Source organism: Acinetobacter bouvetii, from assembly GCF_902753875.1.
Taxonomy (GTDB): domain Bacteria; phylum Pseudomonadota; class Gammaproteobacteria; order Pseudomonadales; family Moraxellaceae; genus Acinetobacter; species Acinetobacter bouvetii_A.
Genome location: NZ_CADDTS010000025.1, coordinates 50,668 through 64,453 on the forward strand (window position 1 = coordinate 50,668; position 13,786 = coordinate 64,453).

At 41.7% G+C, this 13,786-nt stretch carries 13 protein-coding genes; 9 read left to right on the forward strand and 4 right to left on the reverse strand.

Annotated features, from left to right (window positions below):
• Positions 1-15: 15 nt before the first annotated feature.
• Together FB6_RS07170 and FB6_RS07175 are read left to right on the forward strand one after the other, a co-directional pair.
• Positions 16-1,041 carry a type I glyceraldehyde-3-phosphate dehydrogenase gene (locus tag FB6_RS07170; protein ID WP_174559353.1) on the forward strand — a complete coding sequence of 342 codons (1,026 nt, stop codon included), beginning with the start codon at positions 16-18 and terminating at the stop codon, positions 1,039-1,041.
• Between the two features lie 545 nt (positions 1,042-1,586).
• Complete coding sequence (locus FB6_RS07175; RefSeq protein ID WP_174559420.1) at positions 1,587-1,892, forward strand: hypothetical protein; 306 nt, start codon at positions 1,587-1,589, stop codon at positions 1,890-1,892.
• Between the two features lie 16 nt (positions 1,893-1,908).
• Here FB6_RS07175 and FB6_RS07180 read toward each other — a convergent pair whose 3' ends face one another.
• Both FB6_RS07180 and FB6_RS07185 read right to left on the reverse strand, forming a co-directional pair.
• Entirely contained in the window at positions 1,909-2,208 is a 300-nt protein-coding gene (locus FB6_RS07180; protein WP_174559354.1) for an AzlD family protein, read from the reverse strand.
• Entirely contained in the window at positions 2,205-2,951 is a 747-nt protein-coding gene (locus tag FB6_RS07185) for an AzlC family ABC transporter permease (protein WP_174559355.1), read from the reverse strand. The genes FB6_RS07180 and FB6_RS07185 overlap by 4 nt, the downstream gene beginning before the upstream one ends.
• Positions 2,952-3,094: 143 nt before the next feature.
• Here FB6_RS07185 and FB6_RS07190 point away from each other — a divergent pair, with 143 nt between their 5' ends.
• The 5 genes from FB6_RS07190 to FB6_RS07210 all read left to right on the forward strand — a co-directional run bounded on the left by FB6_RS07190 (position 3,095) and on the right by FB6_RS07210 (position 7,822).
• Complete coding sequence (locus FB6_RS07190) at positions 3,095-3,550, forward strand: Lrp/AsnC family transcriptional regulator (protein WP_174559356.1); 456 nt, start codon at positions 3,095-3,097, stop codon at positions 3,548-3,550.
• 309 nt (positions 3,551-3,859) lie between these two features.
• The gene (locus tag FB6_RS07195; RefSeq protein ID WP_174559357.1) at positions 3,860-5,026 is read left to right on the forward strand and encodes an ATP phosphoribosyltransferase regulatory subunit; all 1,167 of its coding nucleotides are present in this window, start codon (positions 3,860-3,862) and stop codon (positions 5,024-5,026) included.
• A gap of 76 nt (positions 5,027-5,102) precedes the next feature.
• Positions 5,103-6,422, forward strand: a complete 1,320-nt coding sequence (locus FB6_RS07200; protein WP_174559358.1) for an adenylosuccinate synthase — start codon at positions 5,103-5,105, stop codon at positions 6,420-6,422.
• Positions 6,423-6,624: 202 nt separating this feature from the next.
• A complete protein-coding gene (locus tag FB6_RS07205; RefSeq protein ID WP_174559359.1) occupies positions 6,625-6,933 on the forward strand; it encodes a hypothetical protein in 309 nt (102 codons plus the stop codon).
• A 112-nt stretch (positions 6,934-7,045) separates the two neighbouring features.
• Positions 7,046-7,822 (forward strand): M48 family metallopeptidase, encoded by a 777-nt coding sequence (locus tag FB6_RS07210; protein ID WP_174559360.1) that lies wholly within the window; start codon positions 7,046-7,048, stop codon positions 7,820-7,822.
• Positions 7,823-8,230: 408 nt separating this feature from the next.
• On the opposite strand, the gene FB6_RS07215 is transcribed toward FB6_RS07210, so the two are convergent.
• A complete protein-coding gene (locus FB6_RS07215; RefSeq protein WP_174559361.1) occupies positions 8,231-9,280 on the reverse strand; it encodes an NADP(H)-dependent aldo-keto reductase in 1,050 nt (349 codons plus the stop codon).
• A gap of 187 nt (positions 9,281-9,467) precedes the next feature.
• Positions 9,468-10,175 carry a cAMP-activated global transcriptional regulator CRP gene (crp, locus tag FB6_RS07220; protein WP_174559362.1) on the reverse strand — a complete coding sequence of 236 codons (708 nt, stop codon included), beginning with the start codon at positions 10,173-10,175 and terminating at the stop codon, positions 9,468-9,470.
• 147 nt (positions 10,176-10,322) lie between these two features.
• Between crp and FB6_RS07225 the strand changes: the two genes are divergently transcribed.
• Positions 10,323-10,745, forward strand: a complete 423-nt coding sequence (locus tag FB6_RS07225) for an OsmC family protein (protein WP_174559363.1) — start codon at positions 10,323-10,325, stop codon at positions 10,743-10,745.
• A gap of 451 nt (positions 10,746-11,196) precedes the next feature.
• On the forward strand, positions 11,197-13,779 hold the full coding sequence (gene clpB, locus FB6_RS07230; RefSeq protein WP_174559364.1) for an ATP-dependent chaperone ClpB: 2,583 nt from the start codon (positions 11,197-11,199) through the stop codon (positions 13,777-13,779).
• Positions 13,780-13,786 lie beyond the last annotated feature (7 nt).

The window sequence follows — 13,786 nt, forward strand, 5'->3', positions numbered from 1 at the left end:
AGTTAAGGATATCTGATGCAACGAGTAGCCATTAATGGTTTCGGGCGAATTGGTCGCAATGTATTACGGGCTTGGTTTGAAAATCCCAAGGATTTTCATTTTGATATCGTAGCGATTAACGATGTTGCAGATGTAGAAACACTGGTGCATTTGTTTAAATACGACACCACGCATGGACGCTTTAAAGGTAAAGTCGATGTGCTTGTGGAAGATGAACAGATTTTCCTGCATATTGCTGCAGGCCTCGCACAATTAAAAGTACAGGTATTCTGTCAGGCACAGCCGGAATGTTTGCCGTGGGATCTGTTAAATATTGATGTCGTGCTGGAATGTACCGGTTTATTCCGTTCTCGTGCCGCTGCCACCGGGCATATTACTGCAGGTGCAAAACGGGTGATTATTGGGGCTGCACCATTTGACAGCGTCGATGCTGCAATTGTCTATGGCGTGAATCACCATGAAGTCAAAGCCACCGATCAGATTATTTCCAGCGTGTCCTGTACCACTCAGGCTTTGGTGCCTTTGGTTAAAATCATTGATGATGCCTTTGGGATAGACACTGCATTGATGACCGAAATTCATGCCGTGACCGCAGATCAGTCGGTTCTGGATCATGCGCATCGTGATCTGCGTCGTGCCCGTGCATCTGGACAGAATATTATTCCGACGACCTCTTCAGCCTTAGGGGCATTAAAACGGGTGATGCCGAAAATGGAAGACCGGATCGATGGTTTTTCCATTCGTGTTCCGACCATTAATGTCGCGGCAATCGATTTAACCTTTATTTCACAGTCACATATCACTGCACATACAATCAATGAAGTTTTGATTAAGTCCGCACAGTACGATTATGCCGAAATTATGGATGTGACCGATGAGCCTTTGGTTTCGTCTGACTTTAACCATTCACCTTATTCCTTGATTGTAGATTTAAGTCAAACCATGGTGGTGGGGCATCAGGCTAAAGTCTTTGCCTGGTATGACAATGAATGGGGCTATGCCAACCGTTTACTAGACTTGTGTGAATCATTTACATCTTGAAACTCAACTGGGCTATATTTGTTATATGATTATTTTTTAATCTATACACATCTGGTCTTTATGGCTTTTTGTTGCAGAGATAGCGTTTGGTCGTGCCCTGAAGTGCGGAAGTGCAGTTATATTAAACTCTCCTGACTCGATCGTTTTAGCATTGAGTCAGGCATATGGCTTTAGTAGGATGAATGCTTAGGCTTGCGCTTTTTGAAAATAAACATCGGATCGATATGGTTGATTCGATGTTCCTGATTTCTTAAGTCTATATAAATATATAGACTTGTTATTTGAGTGATTAGAATGGTTGAGTTAATTAGGTTGATGTAGATCGCTGAGAAATCTGGTTCTATTTGCATGATACCTACGGTATAACCCAATTTCTGATCATTTGACTGGATAAATACTTATAACAATACAATCTTATAAAACTAATAAAAGTGAAGTTGAATCTAGGGCTTTGATTAGCTGATTAAAATTATAAGTTTTTTTTAATTTTATCTCATTGATTCAGTATGATAGTGAGTCATGATTTTCTAAGAAGAGCAATGTCTATGTTAGTGATTATCTGGGGATTTATTCTCCTTTTAGCAATAGCCGTGATTTTTTTGATCTGGGCGCAATTTTCCAGTCAAAATATAGTGACGCCTGAAAATCCGCTGAATCAACAACTCGAAGAAAAAGTGATTCATCTGGAAGAGAATCTGAAGAAAACGCTGGAAATCATGCAGGATTTGGCTAAAAAAATGCATACCCAGCAAGAAGTGCTTGATCAGACCAGCCATAAACTGAAACAGGTGGAACAGCAAAATGCTGAACTGGTGGGTATTTTGGCAAAGGCCGTGCAGCCTGATCCTTAAATGTGTAGGGTTGCAGTTAAATCAGAACTGCTCTGAGCAGGGCTGCACTTAACATGCTAATGATTACGGTCGGCAAAAGTGAAAAACGCGAAGCCGCCAGTAAAGTGATGATAATCGCAATCATGTCCGCAGGATTGTCTTTGACAAAATAAGGTGCAATGACCGAGATCAGCACACAACCGGGAACAACTTCCATAATTTTACGTTGCTTATTGCTGAGGGTTTTATTTTTAAGCAATAAGTAGCCGAGAATACGGGTTAAATAGGTGGTTGCTGCAACCAGAATGATGGCGATGACAGTGCTACTATGAATCATGCTGCGTCTTCCTGAATAAACAAAAATGCAGAAGCAATCCCGCACAAAGCGCCAATCGGTACATACCATCCTGCAGGCAGGTATAGATAAGCTAGAGCAGCAGTGATCAGGCTCACCAACCATGGACGCGCGGCAGCCACGCCTTTCCACATACCACCTAGCAATACCAAGAACACTGCCGCAAATGCCATATCAAAGCCAAAACGATGTACATCCCCCAGCAGTGGACCAATCAACGCACCTAAGGTGGTGAAGCTGATCCACATTAAATACAGGGCAAAGCATAGACCCGCGTAGTAGGGCAGGCTAAACGCACGATTTAAACCCAAATGCTTTTTCTGTTCGGCATCAGCATAGGCGGCCGCCCAGCTTTCATCCACCATAAAGAACAGGGTCGGCAAAACTTGTTTATTCGGTAGATGACGCAGATAGGGCACCAAACTGGCGCCCATTAACAAATGTCGGCTATTCACCAAAAAAGTAATGAACATCAGCATCAAAACATTTGGTGGATTGGTCCAGACTTCCAAGATGGCAAATTCAGAACCTCCGGCAAAATTCAGTCCAGTTAATAGCGGCACTTCAAGTGAGGACAATCCTTTTTGGGTGGCTTGCGCGCCCAGAACCAGCGCAAAGGGAATAATACCCAGCAGCATCGGCACGGATGTTTTGAGTCCGCGCTGAAACTCAATCATATGTTCAGTTGAGGTCAAATCAGAGCGGGTATTTCTAAACATCAACATGACTGTGTCCAAAGTGCAAAACCGGAAGAGTATTTTAGAAAGGTTGAGCTGAAATTTGGCGTTGAATTTAGCTTAATATGTTTTGAGTTTAATATAAAATTGCTAAAATTGAAGATTATTTGAAATTAAGTGCTTTAATTGACATGGATCAGACTGATAAAAGAATATTGCAGGCTTTGCAGCGCAATGGAAAATTGCAAAATAATGAACTTGCACAACGGGTTGGATTGTCGCCTTCGCCCTGTTTGCGCCGGGTCAAACAGCTTGAAGACGATGGCATTATTGAAAAATATGTGGCTTTACTGCATCCGCAAAAACTCAATCTGGGTTTGACAGTCTTTGCCCGAATCTGGCTGAAAGGGCAGGATGAAAAAACGGTTAATGCTTTTGTTGATGCCATTCAGGATATGCCGGAAGTGGTTGAGTGTCAGTTGATGGCCGGCGATTGTGATTTTTTTCTGCGCATTGTGGTGGCAGATTTGGATGCCTATCGGCAGTTTCAGATTCAGCGTTTAAATAAAATTAACAGTATTCAGAATGTAAAAACTGAAATTCCCTTGCAAAAGATTAAACAGACCACGGAATTGCCCTTAGATTGACAGGGCAATTTAATGGACGACTGTTTGCGAATAGGTCGCTTGATCCGGCAGATTTTGATTTAAGTGATTTGAGTTTGAACCTTCAGCTTCTTCCTTCTTTTTCCTGAATTTGTATGTGTTGCAGACAATGCTTAAAATTCAAGCTACGTGCTTTTCCACAGCATTTATAATTGTTCGGAAAAATAGCAGAAATCTGAAAAAAGTCAGGTGCACAGCTAAAGTGATCGTGCTAGACTAGGAGAAATCGGGTGTGCTCCCGATTTTTTTATGCGGATTACTTCCGCGCTGACAAGAATTTAGGTTTACAACATGCCCATTTCAGAGACATGGTTATTACCTGATGGTGTAGCTGATGTATTACCAGAACAGGCGCAAGTGATTGAAACTTTGCGTCGTGCCGCACTCGATTTCCTCGCATCTCGAGGTTATCAATTGGTGTACACGCCATTTATTGAATACATCGAATCTCTATCTTCTCTTTCAGAATCGAATCAAGATTTAGACTTAGCCACTTTTAAAGTGATCGACCAGCTTTCAGGTCGCTTGCTCGGTGTGCGTGCCGATATGACACCACAAGTGGCTCGTATTGATGCGCATGTACATCCAGTAGCAGGTGTGGCTCGTTACTGCTATGCAGGAACGGTTTTACATACCAAACCTCAAGGGTTTAATACCACTCGTGCACCGTTACAGTTAGGTGCAGAACTGTTTGGTTCAGACAGTATTGATGCTGACGTCGAAATGATTGACGTGATGCTGAACTTGCTCAAGACAGCAGGTTTTGCTGAAGGCATCCATTTAGATTTAGGTCATGTCGGCTTATTCCGTAGCCTGGTGAAACATGCGGGATTAACCAAAGCAGTTGAACGTCAACTGTCTGATCTTTATCAACGTAAAGCACTGCCTGAACTTGCTGAATTTACTCAAGAATTAAAATTTGGTGCAGATTTTTACGCGCTCGGTCGCTATGCCAGTGATTTAGCAGCGTTACAAGCCAATTTAAGTGCTGAAATTCTGGCGGATGATGCATTCAAGCAAGCATTTGATGCAGTCAAAACCACCCAGTCTGAAATTCAGGCTCGTTGGCCAGACTTGCATATTGGTATTGATGTTGTAGAACTGCGTTCATATCACTACCACACTGGTTTAATGTATGCCGTATATGCACCCAACCGTGCAGCACCACTGGCTCAAGGTGGTCGTTATGATGGCATTGGCGAGCACTTTGGTCGTGCACGTCCGGCAACCGGTTTCAGTTGTGACTTATATGCACTCAGTGCTGGCCAGTTTGAAACAGCGACTGTGGTGGTTGCACCTAAAGGTACACAAGCAGATTTGCTTGCAGCAATTGCAGATACACGTGGCCAAGGCTTTAGTGTAATTCAATTGTTAGGTGATGATGATTTAAACTCGGTTCCAGGTGCGACTCACCAATTGGTGAATGCAGCCGGGGCATGGAAAGTCGAACAGATTTAATGATCTGAATACGGATCCATTCACGGGTCGCAGATTCAGGTTTTCAATTTTAACAGCATGATGCAATGAGGCTATTATGGGCAAGAATGTTGTGGTACTCGGTACCCAATGGGGCGACGAAGGTAAAGGTAAAATCGTTGACCTGCTCACAGATCAAGCGGCTGCGGTAGTTCGTTATCAAGGCGGACACAACGCAGGCCATACTCTTGTGGTTGGTGGTAAGAAAACTGTATTACACCTCATTCCATCTGGTATTTTACGTGAAAACGTACTGTGCTTAATTGGTAATGGTGTCGTTCTTTCACCTGAAGCACTGATTAAAGAGATGGACATTCTTGAAAAAGAAGGCGTGCCAGTACGTGAACGTTTACGTATTTCTCCAAACTGTCCATTGATTCTTCCACACCACATCGCGCTTGACCAAGCACGTGAGAAAAAACGTGGTAATGCAAAAATTGGTACGACTGGTCGTGGTATTGGCCCTGCGTATGAAGATAAAGTTGCACGCCGTGCAATCCGTGTTGCTGACTTGGTTCGTGGTGGTGAACATCTTAAAGCTCAACTTGAAGAGCTGCTTGAATACCATAACTTCCAGTTGACTCAATTCTTCGGTGTAGAAGCGGTTAAAGTTGAAGATGTTTTAGCGCTTTGTGACGAATGGCGTAAAGTTGTTGCTCCGCTTGTGATTGATGTTACAACCGAGCTTCACAACTACCGTAAAAACGGTCAAAACATCATGTTTGAAGGCGCGCAAGGTTCACTTCTTGACGTAGACCACGGTACATATCCGTATGTGACTTCTTCAAACACCACTGCTGGTGGCGTAAGCTCAGGTTCAGGTCTAGGTCCATTACACCTAGACTATGTACTCGGTATTACCAAAGCGTACACGACTCGTGTGGGTTCAGGTCCATTCCCAACTGAGTTGGTTTATGATGCTGCGAACGACACAGGTGATGCGATTGGTAAACACTTGGGTACTGTAGGTGCTGAATTTGGTGCGTCTACTGGTCGTCAACGTCGTTGTGGCTGGTTCGATGCTGAAATTCTACGTCGTTCTGTAGATGTTAACTCACTTTCAGGTATTTGCTTGACTAAGCTTGATGTACTTGACGGTTTGGAAGAAGTGAAAATCTGTGTAGGTTATGAAGATGCAGATTCTGGCTGTGTTGGTTCTTCTGATGCGCTTGCATTTGAAACTTTAAAACCAATCTACGAAACTATGCCAGGCTGGTCTGAATCTACTTTTGGTGCAAAATCTTTAGATCAATTGCCACAAAATGCGATCAACTACATCAAACGTATTGAGCAGTTAATTGAATGTCCAATCGACATCATTTCGACTGGTCCTGACCGTGAAGAAACCATGATTTTACGTCATCCATTTCAAGCTTAATTTCAGCTTTAACTAGATGCCAAAAAAGCCTCGCCATTGCGGGGCTTTTTTATGTCTATCAGACATAGAAAATAGAGGAAGAATATATTAAGTGCATCGAAAATTCGGGTTTTGCCCGACTAAAGTTGCATTCAGTCATACTGTTTAATGAATTGGCACTTGCTAGAATAACCAATACAAAAGAAATACAAGGTTATGCATGATGCATAAAAACATATCAGCCACGATGTTTTATTCATTACTTTTTGCAATGGGGGGTGCACCGACCATTGCCATGCTGATCATTCAGGCACAAACCCAAGACCCTGCTATTATTAATGCAGCCTTTATAGGATTAAGTGTAATCATTGCATGTATTTTGGTTCCTGTTGTGCTGATACAAAATGCCTTTTTATTTTTAAAGAGAAAAAATGACGAATTGGAGCAGAAAATTAAACCCCTTTGTCGGCTATATTTGGGACTCAATGTTTTATGTCTAATTTATTGGCTTAGTTTTCAGGTTCTTAAATAGGATCGTTTACATAAATGATATGATTATGGATATATTATTAATTTAAACCTCATTCACTATTACATATAATTACTAGAATAGAGACAAGTATTTTTAGGTGGAGATTATTATAATGAACAGCAAGCTTGTTTTAAGTGCGTGCGTTGCGAGTGTAATCACTTTCTCTGGTTGTACTACAGTTGCAGATATGGCAGGAGCAGATTCATCTACATTAAATGTGGCTGCTGCACAAGGATTTAATAAAACTGTTCAAGAAGCGAATGCTAATAAAACTTTAGACACATCATCTACGACTTATAAGCGTATTAATTCAGTTTTTTTACGTTTAAAACCTTATGGTGATCAGATTAACCAAACAGGCCAGAAGTTTGATTGGCAATTAGCTGTACTTAAATCTGATCAGGTGAATGCTTATGTAGCGCCTGGTGGTAAAGTGGTGTTCTATACTGGTATTGTCAATAAACTCAACCTGACTGATGCGGAAATTGCAGCCGTTATGGGCCATGAGATGGTGCATGCTTTGGAGGAACACTCTAAACAAAAAATTGGTGCACAAGCATTAACAGATTTGGCGTTAAACATTGGTCTGGGCTATGCAGGCAATAACGTAGGGCAATTGGGTGCTGCAGCAGCTCAGTTGGGTACTCAGGTAGGTGTGGGCTTGCCATATTCGCGTAGTCTGGAAAGCCGTGCTGACCAAGGTGGTTTAATGTTGATGGCGCGTGCTGGTTATAATCCGCAAGCGGCAATCACGCTGTGGGAAAAAATGAATAAACTCGAAGGTGCAGGTGGCTCATCATTCCTGTCTACTCACCCTTCAAATAGTCAACGTATTGAAGCCATGCGTAAAAACTTGCCTGCTGCACAAGCGATTTATAACAGACGTTAAGTATTGGTGAGTTCATCAAAGGATGCCTGGTGTCAGTGCTGTCCCATAATTTGGATTTTATTTCAGTACTGAATCAACATGATGACCTGTTATTTTTAAGTGTTTGATATTTATTTATACTTAAATTTTTCACAGCCTTGTCTTTTCTTTAAAAGTCTAAATGGGTTTGTGTAGGCTGAACCCTACTTTTGATAGACCAAAAGTAGGCAAAAGTCTTTATTCCCCATACACGACATCCTGTCGTGATGGGGAATGTGTGGCATCCTTGCCACACTCGCGAATCCAATATCTGGAATTCAACTATGGGACAGTAGTGTACCTGGTGCATCCTTTTTTATTTCTCTGCAAAAATAGAATTTTTTTCCTCTACTGCTCAAATTTCATTTTAAAGTAGTGCTTAAAATGAAATTAAGGCGCTGGATTTGGTTGTTGACGGTGAATATCTTCAATACCCTGTAAAATATCTGCCGATAAATCAATTTCAAAAGCCTGGATATTTTCCTTGAGTTGATCAAGATTGGTGGCGCCAATAATGGTGCTGGTGACAAAAAACTGCTGTTTGATAAATGCCAAAGCCAGCTGAGTCAGCGTTAAACCATGTTTTTCTGCAAGTTGAGCATATTGTTCAGTTGCCCATTCACTTTGCGGGTTGCTATAGCGGCTAAAACGTGAAAATAGAGTCACTCGTGCATTGGCTGGGCGTGCACCATGGCGGAATTTACCAGTCAAATAACCAAAAGCGAGAGGGGAATAAGCAAGTAATCCAACATTTTCATAATGGGCAATTTCCGACATGCCAATTTCATAAGTCCGGTTTAACAAGCTATACGGATTTTGTACACTGACAAATTTTTCCAGACCTAATTTCTCAGCCAAATGTAAGAATTTTAAGGTTCCCCATGGCGTTTCATTGGACAGTCCAATATAACGGATACGGCCCTTTTTGATTTCATCACTCAGTGCAGTGAGTGTTTCTTCCAGAGCTGTAATTTCCTTTTTATTTTCAGCTTCTGCATTGCTATAACCTAACTTGCCAAAGAAATTGGTAGGACGTTGTGGCCAATGCAGTTGATAGAGGTCGATATAATCGCTTTGCAAACGTTTTAGCGAGCCATCAATGGCTGAACTGATCTCGGAAGCGGTAAAGCGAGTCTGACCATCACGGATATGGCTACCGCCTTGTGAAGGACCGGCAATTTTTGAGGCAATAAACAGTTTGTCACGCTGACCGCGCTCTGCAATCCAGTTACCTAAAATGCTTTCTGTTGCACCTTGGGTTTCCGGTTTGGGCGGAACAGGGTACATTTCGGCTGTATCCCAAAAAAATAATCCCTGATCCAAAGCATATTCAAGTTGTTGAAACGATTCTGCCTGCGTATTTTGCTCACCAAAAGTCATGGTTCCCAAGCAGATTTCAGGGAGCAGAATGCCGGTATTGGCCAAAGGTTTAAGTTGCATAATGCTTGATCCTTTAATTTTTATCATGAAATTTTAAATAGTTCACAAGACTAACTGATTTTTTGTTCAGCGTTAAATCATGAATAGTATTAACCTTGTCATAAAATTTAAAAAAGCAAAGTTGAAAAAATACAGGTATAAAAAAAGCAAATCTTAAGATTTGCTTTTAGTCTGAATTGAAGAAAAATTATTCTTCATCATCGTAGTCTTCTAAAGATGCATCGGTATCTTCAGTAACCACATCATAAATCAGAATGGCTTTACCATCAGTCTGGATCATGCCTTGTTCTTCCAGTGTCTTTAAGACACGACCGACCATTTCACGCGAACAACCGACAATACGGCCAATTTCTTGACGGGTAATGCGGATTTGTCGGCCATTTGGTAAAATCATGGCTTCTGGTTGAGAAGAAAGATCAATCAGACAGCGTGCAATACGACCAGAGACATCAATAAATGCCAAGTCAGTCACTTTACGTGTAGTATTTTTTAAGCGACGAACAAGTTGGGCAAATACAGCATAGCTCAGATCTGGATACTGTTTGCTTAATTCGTGGAAGTTGTCATAGGTAATTTCGGCAATTTCACATACGTCACGTGTACGAACTTCTGCAGTACGTTGTGGATTTGCTTCAAAAAGACCCATTTCCCCAAAAAAGTCTCCAGCATTCAAATAAGCAACTACAATTTCACGTTCATCATCTTCACGTAAAATAATGGATACTGAACCTTTTAAAATCAAATATAGTGATTTTGATTCTGAGCCTGCATCTACAATTGCAGTACGTTTTGGATAACGGTTTATATATGCACGTTTTAATAATGCTTTCACTGACTCGGGGAGTTGACCTGGAGACAGTGCATCGGTGCTTAGTTGTGAAAAGTTTGAAGTCATGCTAACGGTTCCGAATATGGATAATCAATAGATCGCACAAGACCTAAAGTGAACTTGTCACACAGTAGAGCTGAAATTCCTTATCAACTCAATTTATGTTAGTGTACAGGTACATCGTAAATTTATAGTTTTTTTCAGGTAGTTGCAATGCAAACAAGCGTTCATTGGCTAGAGAATGTTGCTTTTGAAGCAAAATCGGAAAGTGGTCACCAAATCGTGATGGATGGAGCTGAGGCATATGGTGGTCAAAACCGTGGACCACGTCCTATGGAACTGATATTAATGGGACTTGGTGGGTGTGCTTCCTTTGATATTGTGACTATTTTAAAGAAATCACGTCAAGATGTGACTGATGTCGTATGTCAGCTCAAAGCTGAGCGTGCAGATGCTATTCCAGCCGTGTTTACCAAAATCCATTTACATTTCGTGGTGACCGGTAAAGCTGTGAAAGAAAAACAGGTGGCTAAAGCAGTAGAACTTTCTGCGGAAAAATACTGTTCAGCCAGCAAAATGCTTTCAGATGGTGGGGTGGAAATTACCCACGATTTTGAAATTATTGAAGCAGAATAATCAATTATTAATGGCAATTCATTTGTGGGTTGCCATTTTTTTATCTAAAGCAAAATTTAAAGATTTTGATCATATAAAAAAGTCACATTTCATCTTGTTATTGATTTAAAAATGACCCATTACACTTTTGATTTAATCCTTTCCTGAAAATTCAATTTCATAATGTTTATAAAGCAGATTGATTGACTCACGGTCTAAAAAGTTTTTTAAACCTTGATGATATGTCCCGAAAAGATCCAAAAATGTATTTTAAATAGAATCTCATACATAAATGATCAAAATGAACTTGAAAAAATTAACTTAAATACCCATATTATAACTAGGGTTTATATTTTACGTTGATTGTATTAGTCATTGAAAATTAAAATATTTTTTAAGAAATTTTATTGAAAAATATCAAACCATTCCCATCTATTATCCAAGTACAAAATTTGTTGTGAGGAAAATAAGAATGCGTTTTGAAAAATTTACAAATCGCTTGCAGCAAGCTTTATCAGATGCTCAATCTCTGGCAATGGGTAAAGATAATACCTCAATTGAAGGTATTCATATTTTATCCGTGTTATTGGAAGAGCCTGCCAATATCAGCTTGTTACAGCAAGCCGGGGCAAATCTACGAAATCTTCAAACCAAGTTGCAGCAAGCATTGAATGATGCACCGACCATCGCCAATCCGACCGGTGATATTAATCTTAATCCTGAAGCGGTTCGTGCCTTAAATCTGGCAGACAGTTATGCGCAAAAAGCCGGGGATGAGTTTTTATCTACCGACTGGGTGCTACTCGCTTTAGCTGAAACTGGTGCAACCAAAACTTTATTAAATAATGTCGGCGTAACCACTGAGGGTTTACGCAAAGCAATTGAAAATATTCGAGGCGGCGAAAAAGTCATGAGTAATACCCACGAAGATCAACGTGATTCACTCAATAAATACACCATAGATTTAACTGAACGTGCCATGTCCGGCAAACTGGATCCTGTGATTGGCCGTGATGAAGAAATTCGCCGCACCATTCAGGTCTTGTCGCGTCGTACCAAAAACAACCCGGTCCTGATTGGTGAACCCGGTGTTGGTAAAACTGCCATTGTGGAAGGTTTGGCGCAACGTATTGTCAATGGGGAAGTACCCGAAGGTCTAAAAGGCAAAAGGGTATTGTCTTTGGACTTGGGTTCATTGCTGGCAGGTGCCAAATATCGCGGTGAATTTGAAGAGCGCTTAAAAGCTGTCCTCAAAGATTTGGCCAAGTATGAAGGCGAAATCATTCTGTTCATTGATGAGCTGCATACACTTGTTGGTGCAGGTAAAGGTGAAGGTGCCATGGATGCGGGCAATATGTTAAAACCTGCATTGGCGCGTGGTGAATTACGCTGTGTCGGTGCAACCACGCTCGATGAATATCGCCAATTCATTGAAAAAGATGCGGCTTTGGAACGTCGTTTCCAGAAAGTCTTGGTCGATGAACCGAGTGTTGAAGATACCATTGCAATTTTACGTGGCTTGAAAGAAAAATATGCGACCCATCATGGGGTGCAGATTCTGGACTCCGCCATTATCGCTGCTGCGAAAATGTCACATCGTTATATTACTGACCGCCAATTGCCAGATAAAGCCATTGACCTGATTGATGAAGCAGCTTCGCGGATTAAAATGGAAATTGATTCCAAACCTGAGCCACTCGACCGTCTGGACCGCCGTTTGATTCAATTAAAAATGCAGTTGGAAGCCGTGAAACAGGATGCAGATTCGGTCAGTAAAGCTGAAGTTTCACATCTGGAAAAACAGATTGCTGAAGTGCAGAAAGAATATAGCGATCTGGAAGAACAGTGGATTGCCGAGAAAAGACTGGTTGAAGGTACCAGTCAGGCGCAAGTGGAACTGGACAAGGCGCGTACTGCATTTGAAAAAGCCCAGCGTGAAGGTGACCTGGCCGAAGCCAGCCGTTTGCAATATGGGGTTATTCCAGAACTGCAAAAACGTCTTGCTGCCGAAGAGGTTGCTGAGGAAAACGGTGAGGAACCGAAACTCATTCGTACCAAAGTCACTGAAAATGAAATTGCCGAAGTAGTCAGTGCGGCAACCGGTATTCCAGTTGCAAAAATGCTGCAAGGTGAGCGTGAAAAATTACTGCATATGGAAGAATTCTTGCATAGCCGTGTTGTGGGGCAGGATGAAGCTGTGGTGGCGGTATCCAATGCGGTGCGTCGTTCACGTGCGGGCTTGTCTGACCCGAACCGTCCAAGTGGTTCGTTCCTGTTCCTCGGCCCAACCGGGGTAGGTAAAACCGAGTTGACCAAAGCCTTGGCAAACTTCCTGTTCGACAGTGATGATGCTATGGTGCGTATTGACATGAGTGAGTTCATGGAGAAACATTCGGTCAGCCGTCTGGTGGGTGCGCCTCCGGGATATGTCGGTTATGAAGAGGGTGGTGTTTTAACGGAAGCTGTACGCCGTAAGCCATATAGCGTGGTGCTGTTTGATGAAGTCGAGAAAGCGCATCCAGATGTATTTAACATCTTGCTGCAAGTACTGGATGATGGTCGTTTAACCGACTCGCAAGGTCGTGTGGTGGACTTTAAAAATACGGTGATTGTGTTGACTTCCAATCTGGGTTCACAAGATGTACGTGAATTGGGCGATAATGCAACTGATGATGAAGTTCGTGCAGTTGTGATGAGCGCAGTATCTCAACATTTCCGTCCGGAATTCATTAACCGTATTGATGAGCTGGTCGTGTTTCATTCACTGAAAAAAGCACAAATTCGTGGTATTGCCGATATTCAACTGGACCGTTTACGTGCACGTTTAAGTGAAAAAGACATGCGTCTTTCAGTTGATGACAGTGCATTTGATCAATTGATTGAAGCCGGTTTTGACCCAGTATATGGTGCTCGTCCTTTGAAACGTGCTATTCAACAACAAGTTGAAAATACATTGGCGCAAAAAATTCTGAGTGGTGAATTTTTACCAGGCGATACCATCTTGGTGAGAGGTGAAAATGGTCACTTGCAATTTGAGAAAATGAAATTAAGTTAATCACTTG

Coding starts and splice junctions, on each gene's coding strand:
- FB6_RS07205 (WP_174559359.1), top strand. CDS start 6,625: ATGCATAAAAACATATCAGCCACGATGTTTTATTCATTACTTTTTGCA.
- clpB (WP_174559364.1), top strand. CDS start 11,197: ATGCGTTTTGAAAAATTTACAAATCGCTTGCAGCAAGCTTTATCAGAT.
- FB6_RS07190 (WP_174559356.1), top strand. CDS start 3,095: ATGGATCAGACTGATAAAAGAATATTGCAGGCTTTGCAGCGCAATGGA.
- FB6_RS07225 (WP_174559363.1), top strand. CDS start 10,323: ATGCAAACAAGCGTTCATTGGCTAGAGAATGTTGCTTTTGAAGCAAAA.
- crp (WP_174559362.1), bottom strand. CDS start 10,175: ATGACTTCAAACTTTTCACAACTAAGCACCGATGCACTGTCTCCAGGT.
- FB6_RS07170 (WP_174559353.1), top strand. CDS start 16: ATGCAACGAGTAGCCATTAATGGTTTCGGGCGAATTGGTCGCAATGTA.
- FB6_RS07180 (WP_174559354.1), bottom strand. CDS start 2,208: ATGATTCATAGTAGCACTGTCATCGCCATCATTCTGGTTGCAGCAACC.
- FB6_RS07195 (WP_174559357.1), top strand. CDS start 3,860: ATGCCCATTTCAGAGACATGGTTATTACCTGATGGTGTAGCTGATGTA.
- FB6_RS07185 (WP_174559355.1), bottom strand. CDS start 2,951: ATGTTGATGTTTAGAAATACCCGCTCTGATTTGACCTCAACTGAACAT.
- FB6_RS07215 (WP_174559361.1), bottom strand. CDS start 9,280: ATGCAACTTAAACCTTTGGCCAATACCGGCATTCTGCTCCCTGAAATC.
- FB6_RS07210 (WP_174559360.1), top strand. CDS start 7,046: ATGAACAGCAAGCTTGTTTTAAGTGCGTGCGTTGCGAGTGTAATCACT.
- FB6_RS07175 (WP_174559420.1), top strand. CDS start 1,587: ATGTTAGTGATTATCTGGGGATTTATTCTCCTTTTAGCAATAGCCGTG.
- FB6_RS07200 (WP_174559358.1), top strand. CDS start 5,103: ATGGGCAAGAATGTTGTGGTACTCGGTACCCAATGGGGCGACGAAGGT.